Genomic DNA, 19,590 nt, shown 5'->3' with positions numbered 1-19,590 from the left:
AGCGCAACACGCAGCCTTCCGGAAAACCGCCTTTATGCGCCAGCGGAGCCGAACCGTGCACTGCGGCAGCGCACGAAAACGGGCGGCCGCCGCATTCGGTTTGAAGACTGACTGGCTTCCGGTCAATGATGATGCTGCGGGCTCGCTTCATCAATGAGAGTCGTCGATATGGTCAACGAAACGGAATCCCTGCAGCTGAACCTTGGATCGCTGCGCAGCGCGATGTCGCTGACGCTGCACACCCACCACGCATCGCGGATCTGGCATGGGCGAGCCCCCGCTGAAAACAAGCCCGGCATCGTCGGCTTGAACGGCTTCGTCGCGATCATGAATAAATTGAAGCGCGGCGCGGAGCAGGACGATCCGTATTCGGACTGGTGGATGCTACGGATCGAAGACAAGCTCAACTTAACGAAAGAACAACTTCAAGCACTGCGCGAACAGGTGGACCAGGCGCTTGCGGATGTTCCCCCTGCTCTCACCATCGGCGAAAACCTCAACGTGCAGCCGGTCAAGCTGCCGCTGTTTGTCTCCTCGCAATTAGGCTTCATGGCCGTGTACTTGTTGGCGGACTACGACGATCTCGCCCGCCGCCTGATCCTGGCGCATCACACTGCCCTGATCGACCGTTCAACGCTGGAGCGCTGGCTCAACGACGGCTCTCACGCGCTGCGTAGCCTCTTTTCGCTGGCACAGCAGTATCGGTACTCCGGCACGAAACGCGACGATTTCGCCGCCAACAATGCCGCGGCGCGCAACGCGATCGAGAAATATGGACCGCTGCCGCAGGATGTGCTTGAAGGCACCCACCGATCGCGCTTCGCGCCACCGCTGTTGCGTCGGTCGCCGCTGTCGTCCACATCCCGCCGGTCGACCGCGCTCGCTGCTGCGCCAACCGACACCGACATCGATGCGCCGACTGAAGCCGCGGAAGCGTCGGCAGAGGCACCAGATGACGAGGATGAGCCGGCGTGAGCAGTCCCATCCGATTCTCTGCACTGGAACAGGCGGACTTCCAGCGACTGGAACATGCAGCCTACCTAAAAGGCCTTTTGAAGCCTTTTAAAGGTAATGGGAGTCTGGAGGACTGGGCCAGCCTATGCACTGCCTTGCGCGACGACATCATTGCTCTGGCGCAGCGCCGGATTCTGGCGCAGGCACGCAGTCACCCGTTCAATCTGCTTCCCGTACAGCTGGCCCAGCAGACCACTGGCGCAGGCACGACCTTCTTGCGCTGGCGCAACCTAGACCGTTCTTCGATGGGCGTGGCGTTGTGGGAGGAATTGCTTTCCAGCCCTGCCACACCGCCATCGCTGATCAACGACCTCTATGCGATCGAGGTCCAACGCATCGTGCTGAACATGCAGATCAGCCTTTGCCACAGCATCGCCCGCCAAGCCCTGGACTGCGCCAAAAAGATGGCCCGGGCCGAGGCGATCCACCAGCGGCGTACCCGCGCCACCCACCCGAAGGAGCCACACACATGAGCACGCATTTCTATGGCGAAGGCAACATCGGTTCTGCGCCGGAATTTCGGGCGTTCCCCAACGGGAACGAAGAACCCCGCAGGCTGCTGCGGCTGAACGTCTATTTCGACAATCCTGTCCCGACAAAGGATGGCTACGAGGATCGCGGCGGCTTCTGGGCTCCGGTCGAGATCTGGCACCGTGATGCGGAGCGCTGGGCCAGCCTTTACCAGAAGGGCATGCGTGTGCTGGTCGAAGGCCGCACCGTGCGCGACGAATGGGAGGACGCCGACGAGAACGAGCGCGTGACCTTCAAGATCGAAAGCCGTCGTGTCGGCATCCTGCCGTATCGCATCGAGTCGGTGCACCTCGGTGCCAAGACGTCGGGGGCCGATCCCGACCCACACGCCGAGTAGTGGGAGATCTGCGAGGGCGACTGCCGCAATTCACAGTCGCCCTCTATGCGCCAGCCAATCGCGCCGCGAGCATCTGTGCCATCGCAGCAATCGACATGTCGGGAATATTGCACCAGCGAGTTCCACTGAATTCCAATCGCTCACCGCGAAATTAGCGGAGCCGTCGGAGGTAAACCGGCTTTCCGAGAATTTCCTCAACCTTGGCTCTTCGTTCAGCCACGTCTGGAGCATCGATATCCTGGGGGCCGATGAAGATCACCTCCGCATCCTCGTCAATTTTCTGCCCGCGCAACTTCGCGGAGGGGAAGATGTCTACGATCTTCCGCATGATCTGGTTGTTGCCTCTAGGGATGAGAACAAAATCGTCAGTGTTGAGGATTAAGATGACGGGTTGACCTATCAGTTTTTCCGCTCTCACCCGTCGCTGTTCGACGTCAGGTGCATCACAGTCCTCCTGTCCAATCTGAAGGGTCGCGTTGCTCCTGTCTGGAATGCTGGCGTAGCGAAGTGTTGGGAAAATCTTCCGCAACTCCCTGCCATCTGATAATGGCAAGAGCATATCGATATCCCCGGTTCGGATACATCCGCCGGCGTGACTTGTCCCCGCCGTCATCAACAGCAGTGCGATCGTCAGATATTTCATTTCCACCCCAAACAGCGACATGAGTTAGATGAGCTAGAACATGTCGCTGTGGCAGAAATTCGTCATTTCTCAGGAGGGGATCATGACGTGGATGCCGAGATCGTCCAACTTATCGAGGGGCGTGTAAAAGATGCGCGCGCACTTGCCCGTGGATTGACTAAAGGCGCCACCCGACAAGATACCGTAGGCGTAGTTATCTCGAAATACAGGTGCGCCGCTGTCGCCTGGGTTGCATATGAAGTTGGTATCCGACGCCGGGGCTGCGACCGAGACGAATGCAGCTTCGCAGGTGTAACCACCACAACCGTTATTCGGGAGATTCGGGTTGTAATCGAGCGCGTCAACGACGCCACAGTTATCACCTGACGATTGGCCGAAAAAGCACAAAGCATCGCCAACATTGGTATCGCTCAGATAGAAGGCCCCATAGACAGTCCTGTTGTCTGCACCCGTCGCGAAAAATGTTGCTTCCAATTCGGAATAATCGCTGGACTGTGTCGGCCTGTACCATTGGAGGTCCTCCGATCCGTTCCAGACTTCGGCCACTAAAGTCAGATTGATCGAGTTCGCATCAAGCGTGATGTAGTCCGTTGTTGCGTTGTTGGGGCAATGGCCGGCAGTAACGATTCCAGGAATCGTATTTCCGCTGTTTGACACAACAAAGCCACCCGTGCATTCACCAGCAACGCCTCCGATGTCGAGCGAACCGCTTCCGCTGATCGCAAGCAGCCCCGGCATGTCACCGACCTCTACACGCGCGGGTACGCCGAGGATGGCCTGCGCGCGCGCATTCGCATCGCCCTTGGCGTCAGCAGCCATTATGTCAATCACCACCTCTCCGGTCTTCTCATCGGTGCGAGTTGCTTGGAGCGTCGGGAATGCCATTGCGAGCGCTGACAGGTTCGCGCGCAAGGCCTCGCGTAGTTCGCTGATCGTATTCTCGGCTCCCGAAATAAATGACACCTCGAAGGTCTTTCCATCGAATGTATAGAACCGTGACCGCTCCAATTGCTGGCCCTTCAGACGAACGACAAAGCGCGGCGTTGGCGACCACTCTCGATAGATGCCTGCCAGACGGTCGATATATTTGGCGCGTAACGACTTGCTGAGCGCGACCGTCGCATCCTGTAATTTCAACCGATTTCTCGCTTCACTCGAACTGACGCCCATGATGGCACCAATTTTCTCAGCATCCACGGCTTGCGCTTGTTCTCTAGTCAACGAGTTCAGGGGTGGAACGGATGGCGCAGCGAACCCAATTTTCGCAACCGCCAGCGCTAGAACGAAGACAATACATGCAAGCATTTTCGTAGACATGACTGCTCCCAGCAGAGAGGCGGACTCCCTTCCGCAGGCTTAGGCGCTCCGGCACGATCAATATGCCAGCAGCTAATGGCGGCCTGATGTGAGCAGCATTCCGGTTCCCAAACGGCGCAGACCCACGGCGCGATCGCGCTGACCGGCATGGGTCGGACGAATTCGAACCCGCAAAGCGGTCGTCACCACGTCCCGCTTTTTAACTGCCGATCCTTTTCCCAGCAGGCATCTTGTTGTCTGTCCGACAAGAAGCTGGTCATTAAGGAGGCCACATGCGCGTGTATCTGTGCGAGAAGCCTTCGCAGGGTAAAGACATCGCGCGTGTGCTGGGTGCCAATCAACGCGGCTCCGGCTGCTACAACGGTTCCGGCATCGTTGTGACTTGGTGCATCGGACACCTGATCGAAGCCGCGCCGCCGGAAGCCTACGGAGAACAGTACAAACGCTGGTCCATCGAACAGCTTCCCATTTTCCCCGAGCGCTGGCGCAGCGAGGTCAAGGCCTCCACCGCCACGCAGTTCAAGGTCGTTAAACAGCTGGTCGGTCAAGCGACCGAGGTGGTGATTGCCACCGACGCCGATCGCGAAGGCGAGATGATCGCCCGAGAGATTATCGATCTGTGCGGCTACCGCGGTCAGATCCAACGGCTGTGGTTGTCGGCGCTCAACGACGCATCGATCCGCAAAGCGCTCAGTGCGCTACGCCCTTCAAGCGAAACACTGCCGATGTACCACTCGGCACTCGCCCGTTCACGAGCCGACTGGCTGATTGGCATGAACCTCAGCCGCTTGTTCACCGTGCTTGGCCGTCAGGCCGGGTATCAGGGCGTGTTGTCGGTCGGCCGTGTACAAACGCCGACGTTGCGGCTGGTAGTGGATCGCGACCGTGAGATCGCGCGCTTCGTCTCAGTCCCGTATTGGGCCATCGACGTGGAGTTGTCTCGCGCAGGCCAATCGTTCACGGCGAGTTGGGTGCCGCCGGTTGATGCCACCGACGAGGCAGGCCGATGCCTGCGGCAACCCGTCGCGCAGCAAGCCGCAGAACGCATGCGTGCCGGCCGTGAGGCGCTGGTGCAATCCGTCGAAACCGAACGCGTCCGCGAAGCGCCACCGCTGCCATTCGACCTGGGCACGCTGCAAGAGGTCTGCTCCCGCCAGTTGGGACTGGACGTGCAGGAAACGTTGGACATCGCGCAGGCGCTTTACGAAACGCATAAGGCCACCACCTATCCCCGTTCCGACTCAGGCTATCTGCCGGAGAGCATGCTCCCCGAGATACCGACCGTATTCGACGCGCTGCTCGCCACCGATCCCAGTTTGGGTTCCCTCATCGCCAAGCTCGACCGTGGTCAGCGTTCGCGCGCCTGGAACGATGGCAAGGTCACCGCGCACCACGGCATCATCCCGACGCTCGAACCCGCCAAACTCTCGGCGATGTCAGAGAAGGAGTTAGCGGTCTACCGTCTGATCCGGGCGCACTACCTGGCGCAGTTCTTACCTCATCACGAATTCGACCGAACCGTGGCGCTGTTCACCTGCGCAGGGCAATCATTGCAGGCGACCGGCAAGCAGATTGTCGTACCGGGTTGGCATCTGGCGCTAGGTCACCGCGAGTCGAGCTCCGACGACGACGAGCAGTCACAGCGCAGCCAGACTCTGCCACCCCTGGCCGATGGCATCCGCTACGATGTCGCACAAGTCGAACTCAAAGCGCTGAAGACGCTACCACCTAAACCCTATACGCAGGGCGAGTTGGTCAAGGCGATGAAGGGTGTCGCAAAGCTCGTTACCGATCCGCGCCTGAAGCAGAAGCTCAAGGACACGACCGGTATTGGCACCGAAGCTACGCGCGCCAACATCATCAATGGCTTGCTGACCCGCAGCTACCTGATGAAGAAAGGCCGGTCCGTTCGCGCGTCGGATGCTGCGTTCACCCTGATCGATGCAGTACCGGCGGCCATTGCCGATCCCGGCACCACGGCGATCTGGGAACAGGCACTGGACATGATCGAGGCCGGCCAGTTGACGTTGGATACGTTCATCGAAAAACAATCCGCCTGGATTGCGCAAATTGTTCAGCAATATCGCTCCATCACATTGACCATCAAGGTTCCTGAAGGGCCGGCCTGTCCGCTGTGCGGCACGGCCACCCGCCAGCGTACCGGCAAGTCCGGCGCTTTCTGGTCGTGCCCCTGCTACCCCGAGTGCAAGGGCACCGTGGCGATCGCTTCGCCCGGTGCCAAGCGCACCGCCGCCCGCAAGCAGCGCGCTGCCCCCAAGGCGTCCTGACGCCACATACATCCTGCCCCGACCGCGTTCCCAGCGGTTGCCAGGCATTGCCCCGTCGCCGACGGGGCACCCCAACATGTCACCGCCTTCTGAAACGACATGCGTCCAGCGGCTCCTACCGCCGGATGGATGAAGGTGTTTTCCTGTTCGGTCGCCCATACGCGCCCTGTTGATCGGCGATATCTACGTTCGATCCGAAGGGTCTCCTCGCTTCTTGTGCGCGAGAGACGAGGAGACCCTTCGGGGACGACGGTGTTCGATGCCGGTGCCCGCCGGTGAAACAACGGGCGCCTTTTGTGCGCGGATGTGCGCCGAATGATACCGACCCCAACCACGAAACGGGTCGGGTGCGATTGCTGCTGCGGTGACGGGCTCTACCGACGGCCAGGTCTATGCACAGCCCACAGGTGGTTTCTTTCTCTCCCGCCGGAGGCATACAGCCTCCGGCGTCCTGTTCCCTCCTTCCCCCACACCTTGCGCCTCCGGTCCCCGACCGGGTGGCCGTGGGCCTGTGCGCCCAAGAACAGGAGATGAGACATGAAACACCCGTCGATCCATTACGGCAGTGTGTGCAGCGGCATCGAAGCTGTGAGCTTGGCCTGGAAGCCGCTCGGCTGGGAGGCGGCCTGGTTTTCGGAGGTCGATCCGTTTCCGAGTGCCGTCCTCGCCCACCACTACCCCGACATCCCCAACCTCGGCGACATGACCTTGATCGCCGATCAGGTGCTCGCCGGCACCGTACCAGCCCCTGACGTTCTCGTCGGCGGCACGCCATGCCAAGCGTTCAGCCTTGCCGGCGCACGAGGCGGCCTGTCCGACCCGCGCGGCGCCCTGACCCTCAAATTTTCGGAGCTCGCCGATGCCATCGACCAAACCCGCCACCAACACCACCAGCCACCCTCGGTCATCGTCTGGGAAAACGTCCCGGGCGTGCTCTCCGACCGGTCGAATGCCTTCGGCTGCCTTCTGGGCGCATTGGCCGGAGAAGGCCATGCGCTGGAACCACCAGGGAAAAAATGGACGCACGCAGGTTGTGTGTCTGGACCCCGCCGTCGCGTCGCGTGGCGGGTACTCGACGCACAATATTTCGGCGTCGCCCAACGTCGCAAGCGTGTGTTCCTTGTGGCAAGTGGTCGAAATGACCTCGATCCCGCCTCGGTACTTTTTGAGTCCGGTGGCCTGCGCAGGGATTCTTCGCCGAGCGACCAAGCGCGGGAAATCACTTCCGGACCTGCTAAAGGGGGCGCTGACTGCCCAGGTAGCCTTCCCGACACTCTGGCCGGGGCCTATCTTAGGCAATCTCTGACCGTTTGCTTCGGAGGCGGAAACAGACGGGGGCCGATCGACAAGGCCGCGTGCCTAACGGCTCGCGGTCACAAGTGCGATTTCGAGGTCGAGACCTTCGCCGCCCAATCCGCCACAGGACAACAGACGCATGCCCTCAATACCGCCAACGGCGGTAAGGGGAGCAGCGAAGATGGCACTGGTCGCGGCGTTCCCATCGTCGCGCAGCCGCTCCAACTCTATGCTCCTCTCATCGCCTTCGCACAGAACAGCCGTGCCGAGGTACGCCTTGAATCCCGTCATGGCCAGATCGTCGGCACACTCTCGACTGGGGGAGGTAAACCCGAACAAGGACTGCCCGCAATCGCCTACGGACCCGTCAAAATCACCGAACGGGAAAGCGATCGCGAGAACACGCCAATCGTCGCATTCACCGCCAAGGATTACGGAGCCGATGCGCTCGATAACCTTGCTCCGACACTGCGGGCTGGGGGGCACTCTGAAAGCCATGCGAATGCCGGTGTCATGCCGGCTATTGCATTCAAGTCCCTGGAAGCCAATTTCAGTTACGACGTTTCGGGCACGCTGATCAGCCATTGCAGCAAGCATCCGGTAGTCGGTGACACTATCCTTGGTCCGGCTCTGGTCGCCAAGTCCGTCGCCCTGCGTGGCCGCGATGGAGGCGCGACAATCGAGCTTGGCGGAGAAATAGCGAGTGCCCTGCGCGCCAGCGGAGGTGGTGGCGACAAGGCCCATGTCGTCCTGCTCTCGACAGAGGGCTACTTCCAAGGCGAGTTGGCCAGCCCGAATAAGGCCGGATGGTCGCAATGGGTGGGCTGGCGCGTGCGACGTCTCATGCCCGTGGAATGCGAGCGACTCCAGGGCATGCCCGACAACTACACGCTGGTGCCGTATCGCGGCAAGCCGGCGGCAGATGGGCCGCGCTACAAGGCGATCGGCAATTCGATGGCGATCCCGTGTGTGGCGTGGCTCGGCCGTCGCCTGCAACAGGCATTGCTGAAATAGTATCCACCGCTACCTACGGGAGCTTTTTTGCTATGGGCTTCCATGAGTAATGTTGGACGGACGCGCACGACACGTCATCTCGGCTGGAATCAGTGCGGTTTCCTATCGTTATAGATAGCGAGCATGTCAGACGCCTTATCAATGATCATCTGAAAAAAGTCCCAATTTTCGAGATCTCGCTGCGCGACACGCGCTGCGATCGCCGCAAGCACCCATCCCGCCACCGCGGCATCGCCGACTTCCTTGTGTGCGTCAAAGCGCGCAAGGCAAGCAACGATGCTCGGCCGGGGTGGTGTTCCCGGCGGTGCGATTCGGGTTATCAGCTGGCGCCCCTCATCATAGACTGCACATATCCGAGCCCTGTGGGTAGCATCGGACAATTGAACGACGCCCGCAGCAAACGCAAGTATCTCGAAAAGATCCCTCGCTTCATTCGACGAAGTCGCAAACGCCCTGCCCTTTCAACAAGTCTGTCTTTCCAGCTTCGAAACAACGCGGGAACTACATAAAGCAGCTCCATAGAGCTACGCAAGGTTGCAAGCGCTGACTGCGAATTACTTCTCAGACGCGTTTTCGTCAAACCGCAGGGCACCGTAGATCAGCAACACGCTGATGCCGTATCGCGACAACCCGCCGCCGATGCACAAAAGCGGGTAGGCACCGGCCACCATTCCCTGACGACACGCGCTCGCCCATCTTTCATTCTCACACCATGCACCGCTGATTCGTCAGCGCCATGCCAGCAGCCACGGTCTTCCAGGCTGCGATGCGGTTCCCCCGCACCGACCACCCAGTCCGCGCCGCATCACCGCCGGCGGACGCGCGCCAGCCATGGCGTCGATGCCTCTTCCGTCCTCAACCTCGTCCGTAGCTGGCCCGTCCAGTCCTGCCATCGCCTGCGCTCGCCTTACCTGAGCGCCATCCGTTCAAGCGCCTCGATGGGCGCATCACTTGTCCAAGGAGCTCAACCATGTCCACGATTCGTCTCAAGACAAATCAGCATCGTCTGATCGCCAACCTGCGCCATGCGTTCAACCAGGCTTCCATGCTGGGCGAACTGTTGCAGAACGCCAGACGCGCCCAAGCCAACCACATTCACATCACCGTGGACAACGACACGCTGACCGTCAGCGACGACGGTATCGGCATCGCCGATCTGCAAACCCTCATCTTCATCGCCGAGTCCGGCTGGGACGACGAACTGATCGTCCGCGAAAACGCCTTCGGCCTGGGCGTGTTGTCCACGTTGTACTTCGCCCAGCACCTGAGCGTGCACTCCGTCGACCAGGCCTTCCAAGCCGAAACGGCATCGATCATCCGCGGTAGCGATGTCGAGGTGATTCCCGCGCCGTTGCGCATCGGCACCCAGATACGCCTGAACGGCGTGGCGTCGCCGCAGACCGGCATGAATCTGCCTGACTGGGTTCGGCGAGAGCTCGCAAGGCTGTGCGAGGCGTTTCCCGTTCCCGTATCACTCAACGGCGTCGCAATCGCTCGACCACTGGCCGATCCCTCACTGAAGTGGCGGCAGACCACCATGGGCCAGGTGCTGCTCAGTCTGTCCGCACCGCGTACGGAATGGCGATGCTTCCTGCAAGGTTTGCCCATCGGTACACGACCCCGGCTCAACGACCACCAAGTCGTACTCTTGCGCGACAATCTCATCGCCCGGCCTCCAGATCGGCAACACCTGCTGAACGAGACGGAGGACAACAAGCGCATCCAGGCGGCGATCGACCAGGCCTATCGCGAGGCCCTGATCGAAGCCAAGGCAAACCTGTCCGGCAGCGAGTTCGTCGAACGGCATGGATCGGACTGCCTGCGCTCGTCAAACGCCGACCTGCTCAACGACGTTCCGTTCGCGCAACGAAGCTGGTTCCGGAACTGGGCCGACGAGCCACCCGGCTACCGTCGGTTTTGGGAACGCTATTTGCTCGGAGGCATCGTGGCGAAGGAGGCGCTCGAAGAGGCCGGTGTCTGGCAGGTCGGGGAAGACGCGACCGACGAACACGCGGCCCACGTCTATCTGGAGGTGCGCGAAGCCTTCCTGCTCGAGGAGGCATATCTCGATCCCGGGCATTGGTTGAGCGGCATGGTCAAGACTATCGAGCCGAGCCGAATCGTCATCAAGCAAGGGGCCATCCTGCATGAGGACGCCAACCTTCCGCTGGCTGACTATCCGCCGCTCGTGCTGAAGCTAGTTGACACACTCAGTGTCTACCTCGACGGCGAGCCAGGCGTATACACGGTCGAAACCGTGCGCCAAGGCGAAACCCTCTACCTCACATCTGGGGCAGATCAGGTCACGCGGTTCGTTTCCGACTACATCTTCAACGATCGCTACGATGAAAATAGCGAAGCTGAAGACGCGGCCACCATCGCCACCTTCATCGCAGTGGGCCGCTCGCCGGATCCTGCTGGTGTCGTCAGCGCCTTGCTGCCGACCTCGCTGCGCCACAGTCCGCTGCCGCGGCTAGCCGGGGCGACCGTGTGTCTGGTGTTCGATGGCGAAGGAAGGCTGCAGGAAGTTTCATCCTGAGTCCATTGTAAGAACGCTCCTTCGGGAGCGTTCTCCTTATCCGCTCTCGAATAGGGCGAGCCCGGCACCGCATTCCGGCATGACGCCCCCAGCGATCCGGCTGAAGCTGCCGCATATGCGTCGCTGATCCGTCAGCACCATGCCAGCAGCCAGGGTCAAGCCGGTTGCGCCGCGGAATCATCTGCGTTGACCCAACCAGTCCGCCTCGCATCGCCTCCGCGGACGCGCGTCGTTACGACGTAGATGCTCCACCACCGTCCCTCTGGAAGCTTCCACGCCCGTCAGGACGTTGCACTTTCCCATCATGTTCATCAGGAGAACCCATGTCCCCTGCTTACACCTCGCCGTCCTTGACTCCCGGGGAGGCAAAAACCGAATTCGTCGGCTATTTGGCTCTGATCTGGGTCGGCACTCGCCTGCCCCTACAGGTGCTGGCAAGCGCAGCGGACCACTACATCGGAACCATCGATAACGAAGGTCCTGTCTCGCGCGAGTCGATCGAGTATTTCCCCAGCGACGAAGCTGCAACCCACGCCCTGGCGACAGGTGCATGGACGCAGCGGTTGCACCCGTAATTTCACTCTCTGTCTCAGGAGAATATCCATGCACTCCTCCTTGCCTCAAGACGTAGCCGATCAGCTCGTACAGGAACTCGCGCATTTTGACCAAGCGCCTTCTGCGTTCTTCCAAGCCTGGAAACGTGGCGCGGCGTGTGCGGGAGCCAGATGGTTCGGTGCTGGCACGCAAGCCGGTCTGGAGCAGGCCACCAGCAAATGGGACTTGTGCCCGAACGTCCTGTTGATCAACGACGCCCTGGGAGTCTTCAGTCCCAGCGAGCGCATGTTTCTGTCTGCCATGGTGAGCATCTACGACACCCGCGATGGCGGCAAGATGCTCAACCGCGCCGGCTTCAAAGGACTGGCGGATTTCAGCGGCCTCGATCTGCCTCGCCGCAAAGTGATCGCCGATCTGATCCTCAATTACAACGGCTGGTGAGCGTGCTCGCCTTGCCCTGACTTTCTTCACCCACCTCACGAGGGACACATGTCCCCGTTGGGGCTTGCGTTCCTCGCTTCACTTCAAGGAGCGTCTCATGTCAAACGTCCCGCTTATTGCCGTCATTGTCGATGGCACACTGGTAAAGGACATCATCATCGAAAACTGGCCGATCAACGTCGCTCCCCCGCGCATTGCCGTCGGCGACGTCGCAACCCGTTTTACGCATACGGACGATCTGTTCCAGATACCCGTCGGAGACGCCGTGTTCGAGGCCAGCGGCTATGAGATTGTTCCAAAACCTTACCATCCTGGCCGGCGTGTCGTATCACCGAAAGCGCTCATCGACACGTTGCGCCGTATGGACGTCGCTGCTGTCGTAACTCAGGCTCGCTACACCGCTCGAAAGTACGGTTTCGTACTCAATGACCGTAACGCGCGCCTCGCTTTGAATGCATCAGCACGGCGACTGTTTATCACACTTGACGAACAAGAACTGACAGAGGCTCTGAACGAGTTGATGCAGGAAGCTTCATAGCCGCGTCACGCGCGTCACAGACCCTGACTAGATAGCAGTTCCGCTTGGGAACACACCTCTTACAACCTTTGGGGCCAATCCCCGTTGGGGTGGCTCCATCTTGTCCCTACCGGAGAACCCCCATGTCCCAAGATCGAAATCCCTTCATCCGAGGCTATCAGAAGCTATCCATGCGCCGCCTGTTGGCTATTTCTACGGACAGCGATCCGACGTTGATTTATCGACCTCTGCATGACTACCAGTACAACCTTCCCGACCAATCGGTCGAATGCCATCCTTGCATCTTCAATGAACATCACGCGGTGGTTACCGAAGGTCAGGATGTTCCGGACGAGATCGATTCAACCTGTCCCGTCGATGGCATTGTCCGCGCGGTGATCTATACCGTTACCGCAGAAGAGGACGGTAAGCTAATCCATGTCTGCGACACGCGGTCGCGGGCCGACGGCTTAGCAGTCATCAGACGCCTGGCATTCGAGACGGGCCATTACAGCCGAGCTTGGGAAATCAGCACGGGGCACATCACCGAAGACGCGATGCAGTACCTCAAATAACTGGCCGACGCCTCGACGCCTCTGGGTCTGTTGTTCGAAGCGTTCCGGTTCCCTGACGACGTGGGCATCGGCGTGAAACTGATCTCCACGCCGTGGACAGACGCCAATCTGGTTCCCATCGAAGGACACGGCGCCGAAAAGCTCTGGCAAGAGCAGGAAGCCGCAGGCGTTCCGAACTCCCTGCGGGAAGTTCTACATCTGGCAGGCCGAGCAGATACCCGCTTCCTGATATTCGATCCTGACGCGCCACCGCTGGACGGATTGACAATGATAGACAATTGACTTGACCCACAACGAGCCTCCTTCGGGAGGCTCTTTTTTTGCGGCTCAGGGTAAAAAAGCGGGCTCGCCGAAATACCACTTCTCACACGACGCCACATGACCGCTCCGGCAGTCTGAGCGTCATGTTCCGCTGACGCAGTCAGCAACATGCCCAGGTAGCCCAGACCTTCAAGGCTACGGTGCGGTTCGCCGCACTGGTTGCATTTCGTCCCGGCGCAATACCGCGCCTTTTTATCAACCCACAAGGGATCTCCTCCCTTGTGGGCGGGAGTCCCTTGATTTCAAGGTATCTCCCATGGATCATCAAACCATTCGCGCCCAAATACCAACGCTGGTATCGGGCCATGTCCCAAGGAACACCCGCAAAATCAAGTTCCGCATTCACGATGGGCAGCCTCTGGTGTCGGCACTCGGCCTCCACGTTGATCCCCAGCCGTTCGAAGGCAAGGTCGTCGCCAAGACCGACGACGCCATCGTCGTCAAGATAGGCCGCACCGAGTTCGCTGTTCTGGATCGCCGCTTGGCGACACAGGAGCCAGACGAAGGTGCCAAGGTACACGTCCAACCCTACGCCCGGCGCCGCTTCGATGGTCTGCGTGCGGACACGCCGGAGGAGCGGACAGAACGGACGCCGGATGGCACGCCCTATGTGGTTAAGACGCGCATTCTCGGCTCGGCACCTGCCAAGCTTCCGATCCCCGAACCGCGCTGCCTGGAACTGCAGGAACTCGTTCAGCAGCTGGAGCAGTTACCGGCTCCCGATGGTTTCCGGCGTATCACCCATCTGCTGGTGGATGCAAACGCACGGGACTTCGCCTGGGTCGATCCGCTACCGCGCGACATCATCAAGACCCCGCCGTCCATCAGCTTCACCGTCGCAACGGCGAAGTTCCAGGGCCAGGTCACTGTTCTCTACGAACGCGTCGGCGACCTCTATGCCGTGGAGCTGCGGCGAGGCGAGGAGCTGGTCCAACGGGTGGACTCGGTCTTCTTCGACACCCTCGGAGAAACGCTGGAGCAGCTGATCGATGATGGTACCTGGCGGCATATCCAGGTGAGCGTCCTTTCTGGCCAAAGCAAGCCGACCAATCACTGATCCAGCACCCACAATTTCCTTACCGATCGACTTCCCGCCGCCCCGGCGGGAAGTCTCCCCTTTTTTAATCAATGGAGTGACCCATGTTGCGATTCAAAGGTGCCGATTTGCGCCCAGTTCTTGCCGAAGCAGCCGCGAAAAAATGCCGCGTCGTCCTGGTAAAGGACCAAGGGGTGTATTTCCTGTCCGAGCACGGCGAGCGAACGCCTGAAGGACGCCAGAAGCTGCTGGCCTACCTGCGGCCTTCTCGATCGACGCGCATGTCGTGATCGCCCGGACCGTCGATCCTGCCAAAATCGGGGCTGTAATGGCTGTCGTAGAGAGTGCAACATGCCGGGGAATGTATCCTCCGGCCACTTCCCCTGGGTCTGGCCGACACTTGCAGTACCGGCTGCACCGCGCTCAAAATAGGGTCGCAGGGAATGCACACCTTACATGCCCGGAGGAAGCCACATGGCCAGCACCACTGAGATCGCCGCCCTGCTGTCTGCCACCGATGCCCAGGGCCGGGTCGATCCGATGGCCTACGAAGCGCAACGGTTGATCCTGCAGCACCAAGGCATGGGGAGCGTGGATGCCGCTGCACTGGTGGGTGCTCTGCCGGCCTCGCCGGGATTCGCCACCTTCGACCGTAACGCCTTCTTTTCCGCCATCGACCAGCGCTTGGACACGCCGCAGGAACGGCAGCGCTTTGCTGATGCGCTGGACCAGGCCAACCTCAGCGACAGCTGGCTCGAGCGAATGGGCGAGCGGGCCTTCGAGGCCGGTGAGCAGGCCTATGACGCTACGCGCAACGCGGCGAGCCGGGCCGGCGCCCAGGTCAGCGACGGCCTGGCCGCTGGGCAGCGCAGCACCCGCCACACGGCCGCCGATCCCGGTGCCTCGCTCGCCTTGCGTGCTGCAGCGAACGTCGGCAGCAACGTGATCGGCGAGGCTCAGCAAGGCTACGGTTTCGTCACCGGCGGTGCCACGCACGCCCTGTCCACGCTCAGCGATACCGTCGATCTGGCGCGCATGGGCGTGCGCCTGGCCTCCGATCCCAACTACCGCGACGTGGTGGTCGGCATGGTCCGCATCTATGCCGCCGAGGTCGCCGCCGACCCGCACAAGCCAATCGACCAGGCCCGCAGCGCCGCCACGCAGGCGTGGCAGCACTGGGAACAGGGATTGGCGCAGGCGCAGCGCGATGGGCGCGAGCGCGAATACATCGGCAGCGCGGCCGGTGCGGCCGGGGTGGAGATCCTGGCCACCCTGGTGCCGGCAAGCAAAGTGAGCAAGCTCGGCAAGGCCGCGCAGATCATGGAGGACATCGCCCCGCGTGCCGCCGCCGAGGCCGGCGAAGGCCTGGCCGATGCCGCGCGCGCCGAACGCACTGGTGCGCGCGCCCACGACGGCGCTGAGCATGCGCCCGAGCGCCGTGCTGGCTTGCCGGGCCGCGCTGGCGCCTACGCCGAGGCACTGGATGAAGTGGGCCAGGCCGCCCGGCGTGGTGGTGAGGCCGGCGAAGGGGCTCAGCAGATGCTGCGCGGGCTGGTCGGCCAGGCCCGCCAGGACGGCCACCTGGACGATCTAGTCCGCGCCGCGCGCGCCACCGACAACGTCGAAGGCCTGCTGCGCAGCGGCCAACTGGAACCGCACGAACTCACCGCCATCCTCAAGCGCACCCCGGATGTCTTTGACGGCAAGATCGATTTCCCGACGGCCCTAGACCACAGTACGCAGGGCGTGGACCTGACCCGGCTCACCACCCGCCAGCTCGGCGACATCGGCGAAGCCATCCAGACCCATGACCTGGTAAAGCAGGGATATAGCGACATCGTCGCGATCAAGAACCGCTCCGGTCACGGCATCGACCTGGTCGGCCGCAACCCTGACGGTGATCTGGAGTTCTTCGAGATCAAGACCTCGGCCAAGGGATTGGCGCCGGCGCAACATGGGGACCCGGAACAATTCGTAGCCAAGCGGCTTGAGCGGGCGATTGACGCCCAGGGTCACTGGGATCCGAAGAACACGATACCTGGGCTGAAGTCGATCGCTCAGGATATCAGCAGGGAAATCGGCCCGGAGGCCGAGAACATCAACGCCACGTGGGTGCGGCTCAATCTGAGCCGGAGCCCAGACGCGCCGCACTTGCAGATCGAACGCAAGATAGATCCATGGGTCAAGCCCGCAGCGCCCAAACAGACGATGCTGACTCCTGGCGATGCCGACCACCCCGACCACGCCGCATTTGACACGATGCTGCGCACGGTGCAGGGCGACGGTCGTTGGAACGTTGCGGAAAGCCACAATATTGCCGCGAGCCTGCTGAAGGAATATAAAGCCGACCCGCTGTGTAAGACCCTGGATTCGGTGCGCATCGGCGGCAGCGCCGATACGCCACGCATCTTCGCAGTCAGCTCTCCGCACGGCGAGAAAGGCCCGGGTTTCCATGTCCACGTCGAAGCCGAGCAAGCCGCGCAGCATCCGGCGGCCGAGAGCTTCGCTCAGGTCCAGCAGCTCAACCAGCAACAAGCGCTGGCCCAGGAAACGGAGCAACAGAACTTGGCTCAGCGCGGCCCGAGGATGAGTTGATGGCAAACGACAAGAGCGACCAACACCTGCCCACGTGGCATCCTTCGTTGAAGAAGACCTTCAAGCAGTGTGATCGCTGGATCGAACGTGCCAGCCAAGACAATGAACCACAGCGGTATTTCGAGAACATAGAGAACTATCTTGCGGCTCCCGGCCCCGTGTCGGGCAAACTCTGGATGGAACTGACCTGGGCGGGCCATGTGTATGCGGTCCAAGCCTGTTCCATCAGCGGTCAGGGCCGCGTGGACGAACTCGCCCAACCGCTGCGCTGGGCGGTAGTGATGCGCTCGATCGCGTTCCGCTTCGAGGCCGCCGTGACTCTGGCTTGGACCACCGAGCGGCAACCGCTGCTGCCGTTCTGGACCAGCATGAAGGTGGCCGCCACCGCAATGCTCTCGCAGTGGGAGGCCACCGAAGCCGGCGCCCGCTTCCTGATCCAGGTCGCGCACAAGGACCAGGCCCTGAAGCCGGACGAGTGGCGTCGCGAGGGCTGGGGAAAAGGCACCAACGACGCTTTCCTGATTTTCCTGTTCGCACAGGCTTTCGGCATTTCGACCCATTACCGGCCCGTGCTTCCGCTGATCCCCGAGTACCAGGCCATGCTCGACCACTGGCGCAGCACAGACGCAGCGGTGTTCCAGACCGCGATGCAGGCCGCGGCCGACTGGCACATCGCCCGCAGCAAGGACGGCACCGAGCGCAACACCTACGAGTTCGAGAAGGACATCGATCGCGTCTACCCCGCCGAACTGCTCGCCGTGCAGGCCTTGCGCCAGCGCGACGGCCTGCCACATTTCGACACCGGCCATCTGCTGATTGACACGCCCTGGGCCATCCTACGCAACCTGCCCGCATGTTCACCGCATCCGCTCGCCGTGGCGGTGGAGGAGCGGGTGCGCCGGGACTATCCGGATTTCCGTTGAGGCGAATACCTCAGACACAATGGGGCGATGGGCCAGTACCGATTTCCCATGGCCGCCGGAGGGGGCTGGTGCGACGCTGCCGCCATGTTCAGCTGACCTCGGTCAGCAACATGCCCAGGTAGCCACGATCTTCGAGGCTACGGCGCGGTTCCGTCCGCGTGATCAGACCAGTTCGCATCCGGCATCCCAGTGCGAACAATCGCCGAGCCATCGGCGGTGATGCCAATTTAGTCACAGCACATATCACGATCCATCAACCCACGCGGGGGTTTTCACACCTCCCCCGTCAGGGTCGGTGTGTCTCCGCATTCTTTTTCCTGGAGATCCACCATGACCACATCCAACGAAAAGTCCTTTTTCGACCTGCACATCACCGGCCTCGGCTATCTCAATCGCATTCGCGAAGTGAAGCCGAAGAAAGGCGCGCCTTTCCTGGCGTGCGACATCGTAGCGCTCAATGGTCCGAGTGACGACGTCTCGAAGGTGCGTTTCGACACGCGCGTTTCGGGCACCGAAGCTCAGCACCTGGTGCGTAAGTGCCGGCAGGCCGTCGACGACAAGAAGAAAGTGCTGATCGGCTTTCGCCTCGGCGATCTGTGGACCGACGTCTTCACCTATGAAAAAGGTGAACGCATCGGCGAACAGGGCGTCAGCCTCAAGGCCCGTCTGCTGTACATCAGCTGGATCAAGGTCGACGGCAGCATGGTCTACAAGGCCGAGCCGAAGTCGGCAGCGTCTGAAAACGAAGCCAGCGAGCGCGTCGCTACTCCTGTCGAGCAAGAAGCACCGGCTCCCGAAACTGAAGAGACCGCTGTCGCGCCCGAAGAAAGCATCGAGGAACAGGCTCCGGCCATGGCCGAGTCCTTCTGACTGATCCACAAGGTTCCATCCCGGGCCTTGTCCTCTCTCTCCCGTTCAAAGGCCACCGATGCTCTGCATCGGTGGCCTTTGTTTGTCCCATCATCACCAGGAGAAGCCCTCCATGATCACCCTACCCGGCCAGCTGGCCATCAAGACCATCCACGGCAGGAACGGCGACTTCAATGTTGGCCGACTGTCCACCAGCATTGGCGAGTTCGTCATCAAAAATGCCGAACTGGAGCAATACTGTGAAGGCAAATACGACGGCGATTTCGCTATCGCAGAAATCAGACCATCTACCTACAACACCAGTGGACGGATGGTCATCGAGATCCGCGCGCTCCTGGGCGGGATGACCCTCTCCAACGTCGATCGCCTGAGTACGGACGAAGCCCAACAGCTAAGCCCGCAGGAAGTCGATCCGATCGACGAAGAAGCGCAGGCGCCCGCGCCCGTTGCTAAGGCTCCAGCCAAAGCGAAGGCACCCAACCCGCGCGACCCGCTGATCGACACCACACCATTCGGCTACGAGCCTCCATCTTCGCCCGAAGCCTCGGTCGACGCAGAGGACGAAGCATTGTTCGGTGTGCTCTGGCCGCTCAAGGATGTCGTAAAGCTCGATGCCACCGTCGATCGCCGTACGCTGCGATTGCAGTCCAAGCGCATGCCCGAACTCGGCTACACCTTCAGCGCCACGTCGCAGCACTGGCACCGCGAGGCGGGCTGATCTCCACCACCGCAACCGCGGAATTTCATCCACCCCATGGGGCAGCATCTGCCCGACGGG

At 61.2% G+C, this 19,590-nt stretch carries 18 protein-coding genes and 1 pseudogene; 17 read left to right on the top strand and 2 right to left on the bottom strand.

Annotated elements, in window-relative coordinates:
• Positions 1-168 precede the first annotated feature (168 nt).
• From NRY95_05735 to NRY95_05725, 3 genes are read left to right on the top strand one after another with little or no spacing between them, the layout of a single operon-like run.
• The gene (locus tag NRY95_05735; protein UYC18514.1) at positions 169-975 is read left to right on the top strand and encodes a TIGR03761 family integrating conjugative element protein; all 807 of its coding nucleotides are present in this window, start codon (positions 169-171) and stop codon (positions 973-975) included.
• A complete protein-coding gene (locus tag NRY95_05730; protein UYC17462.1) occupies positions 972-1,487 on the top strand; it encodes a DUF3158 family protein in 516 nt (171 codons plus the stop codon). The genes NRY95_05735 and NRY95_05730 overlap by 4 nt, the downstream gene beginning before the upstream one ends.
• Positions 1,484-1,882 carry a single-stranded DNA-binding protein gene (locus NRY95_05725; protein ID UYC17461.1) on the top strand — a complete coding sequence of 133 codons (399 nt, stop codon included), beginning with the start codon at positions 1,484-1,486 and terminating at the stop codon, positions 1,880-1,882. Before NRY95_05730 ends, NRY95_05725 begins: the two co-directional genes overlap by 4 nt.
• Positions 1,883-2,033: 151 nt before the next feature.
• On the opposite strand, the gene NRY95_05720 is transcribed toward NRY95_05725, so the two are convergent.
• Together NRY95_05720 and NRY95_05715 are read right to left on the bottom strand one after the other, a co-directional pair.
• Entirely contained in the window at positions 2,034-2,525 is a 492-nt protein-coding gene (locus tag NRY95_05720; GenBank protein UYC17460.1) for a hypothetical protein, read from the bottom strand.
• A gap of 69 nt (positions 2,526-2,594) precedes the next feature.
• Positions 2,595-3,842: a S1 family peptidase gene (locus NRY95_05715; protein ID UYC17459.1), complete on the bottom strand. Its 1,248-nt coding sequence runs from the start codon at positions 3,840-3,842 to the stop codon at positions 2,595-2,597.
• 272 nt (positions 3,843-4,114) lie between these two features.
• On the opposite strand from NRY95_05715, the gene NRY95_05710 reads away from it, so the two are divergent.
• From NRY95_05710 to NRY95_05645, 14 genes and pseudogenes are all read left to right on the top strand, one after another.
• Positions 4,115-6,130 carry a DNA topoisomerase III gene (locus tag NRY95_05710; GenBank protein ID UYC17458.1) on the top strand — a complete coding sequence of 672 codons (2,016 nt, stop codon included), beginning with the start codon at positions 4,115-4,117 and terminating at the stop codon, positions 6,128-6,130.
• 537 nt (positions 6,131-6,667) lie between these two features.
• A complete protein-coding gene (locus NRY95_05705) occupies positions 6,668-8,440 on the top strand; it encodes a DNA cytosine methyltransferase (GenBank protein UYC17457.1) in 1,773 nt (590 codons plus the stop codon).
• Between the two features lie 970 nt (positions 8,441-9,410).
• Positions 9,411-10,979: an ATP-binding protein gene (locus NRY95_05700; protein UYC17456.1), complete on the top strand. Its 1,569-nt coding sequence runs from the start codon at positions 9,411-9,413 to the stop codon at positions 10,977-10,979.
• A 323-nt stretch (positions 10,980-11,302) separates the two neighbouring features.
• Positions 11,303-11,554 carry a hypothetical protein gene (locus NRY95_05695; protein ID UYC17455.1) on the top strand — a complete coding sequence of 84 codons (252 nt, stop codon included), beginning with the start codon at positions 11,303-11,305 and terminating at the stop codon, positions 11,552-11,554.
• 28 nt (positions 11,555-11,582) lie between these two features.
• Positions 11,583-11,975: a hypothetical protein gene (locus NRY95_05690; protein UYC17454.1), complete on the top strand. Its 393-nt coding sequence runs from the start codon at positions 11,583-11,585 to the stop codon at positions 11,973-11,975.
• A gap of 97 nt (positions 11,976-12,072) precedes the next feature.
• A complete protein-coding gene (locus NRY95_05685) occupies positions 12,073-12,513 on the top strand; it encodes a hypothetical protein (protein UYC17453.1) in 441 nt (146 codons plus the stop codon).
• 170 nt (positions 12,514-12,683) lie between these two features.
• Positions 12,684-13,067 carry a hypothetical protein gene (locus NRY95_05680; protein UYC17452.1) on the top strand — a complete coding sequence of 128 codons (384 nt, stop codon included), beginning with the start codon at positions 12,684-12,686 and terminating at the stop codon, positions 13,065-13,067.
• A gap of 72 nt (positions 13,068-13,139) precedes the next feature.
• Positions 13,140-13,349, top strand: coding sequence for a hypothetical protein (locus tag NRY95_05675; protein ID UYC17451.1), 210 nt, complete (start codon positions 13,140-13,142; stop codon positions 13,347-13,349).
• Positions 13,350-13,644: 295 nt separating this feature from the next.
• Positions 13,645-14,445 (top strand): GTPase, encoded by an 801-nt coding sequence (locus tag NRY95_05670; protein ID UYC17450.1) that lies wholly within the window; start codon positions 13,645-13,647, stop codon positions 14,443-14,445.
• Between the two features lie 83 nt (positions 14,446-14,528).
• Positions 14,529-14,681 (top strand): annotated as a pseudogene (locus NRY95_05665) (DUF3085 domain-containing protein).
• 217 nt (positions 14,682-14,898) lie between these two features.
• On the top strand, positions 14,899-17,019 hold the full coding sequence (locus tag NRY95_05660) for a hypothetical protein (protein ID UYC17449.1): 2,121 nt from the start codon (positions 14,899-14,901) through the stop codon (positions 17,017-17,019).
• Positions 17,019-17,942, top strand: a complete 924-nt coding sequence (locus tag NRY95_05655; GenBank protein UYC17448.1) for a hypothetical protein — start codon at positions 17,019-17,021, stop codon at positions 17,940-17,942. The genes NRY95_05660 and NRY95_05655 overlap by 1 nt, the downstream gene beginning before the upstream one ends.
• 330 nt (positions 17,943-18,272) lie before the next feature.
• Positions 18,273-18,812, top strand: coding sequence for an STY4534 family ICE replication protein (locus tag NRY95_05650; protein ID UYC17447.1), 540 nt, complete (start codon positions 18,273-18,275; stop codon positions 18,810-18,812).
• A gap of 112 nt (positions 18,813-18,924) precedes the next feature.
• A complete protein-coding gene (locus NRY95_05645; GenBank protein UYC17446.1) occupies positions 18,925-19,530 on the top strand; it encodes a DUF3275 family protein in 606 nt (201 codons plus the stop codon).
• Positions 19,531-19,590: the final 60 nt, after the last annotated feature.

It is taken from the genome of Xanthomonas campestris pv. phormiicola (assembly GCA_025666215.1).
GTDB classification, from domain to species: Bacteria; Pseudomonadota; Gammaproteobacteria; order Xanthomonadales; family Xanthomonadaceae; genus Xanthomonas_A; species Xanthomonas_A campestris_A.
Note: the sequence above shows the minus strand (reverse complement) of the source record. Positions and strands in the feature narration are given on the sequence as shown.

What these genes read in the sequence shown, in the direction of transcription:
- NRY95_05735 (UYC18514.1), top strand. Translation starts at nt 169, where the DNA reads ATGGTCAACGAAACGGAATCCCTGCAGCTGAACCTTGGATCGCTGCGC.
- NRY95_05725 (UYC17461.1), top strand. Translation starts at nt 1,484, where the DNA reads ATGAGCACGCATTTCTATGGCGAAGGCAACATCGGTTCTGCGCCGGAA.
- NRY95_05720 (UYC17460.1), bottom strand. Translation starts at nt 2,525, where the DNA reads ATGAAATATCTGACGATCGCACTGCTGTTGATGACGGCGGGGACAAGT.
- NRY95_05715 (UYC17459.1), bottom strand. Translation starts at nt 3,842, where the DNA reads ATGTCTACGAAAATGCTTGCATGTATTGTCTTCGTTCTAGCGCTGGCG.
- NRY95_05710 (UYC17458.1), top strand. Translation starts at nt 4,115, where the DNA reads ATGCGCGTGTATCTGTGCGAGAAGCCTTCGCAGGGTAAAGACATCGCG.
- NRY95_05705 (UYC17457.1), top strand. Translation starts at nt 6,668, where the DNA reads ATGAAACACCCGTCGATCCATTACGGCAGTGTGTGCAGCGGCATCGAA.
- NRY95_05700 (UYC17456.1), top strand. Translation starts at nt 9,411, where the DNA reads ATGTCCACGATTCGTCTCAAGACAAATCAGCATCGTCTGATCGCCAAC.
- NRY95_05695 (UYC17455.1), top strand. Translation starts at nt 11,303, where the DNA reads ATGTCCCCTGCTTACACCTCGCCGTCCTTGACTCCCGGGGAGGCAAAA.
- NRY95_05690 (UYC17454.1), top strand. Translation starts at nt 11,583, where the DNA reads ATGCACTCCTCCTTGCCTCAAGACGTAGCCGATCAGCTCGTACAGGAA.
- NRY95_05685 (UYC17453.1), top strand. Translation starts at nt 12,073, where the DNA reads ATGTCAAACGTCCCGCTTATTGCCGTCATTGTCGATGGCACACTGGTA.
- NRY95_05680 (UYC17452.1), top strand. Translation starts at nt 12,684, where the DNA reads ATGCGCCGCCTGTTGGCTATTTCTACGGACAGCGATCCGACGTTGATT.
- NRY95_05670 (UYC17450.1), top strand. Translation starts at nt 13,645, where the DNA reads ATGGATCATCAAACCATTCGCGCCCAAATACCAACGCTGGTATCGGGC.
- NRY95_05660 (UYC17449.1), top strand. Translation starts at nt 14,899, where the DNA reads ATGGCCAGCACCACTGAGATCGCCGCCCTGCTGTCTGCCACCGATGCC.
- NRY95_05655 (UYC17448.1), top strand. Translation starts at nt 17,019, where the DNA reads ATGGCAAACGACAAGAGCGACCAACACCTGCCCACGTGGCATCCTTCG.
- NRY95_05650 (UYC17447.1), top strand. Translation starts at nt 18,273, where the DNA reads ATGACCACATCCAACGAAAAGTCCTTTTTCGACCTGCACATCACCGGC.
- NRY95_05645 (UYC17446.1), top strand. Translation starts at nt 18,925, where the DNA reads ATGATCACCCTACCCGGCCAGCTGGCCATCAAGACCATCCACGGCAGG.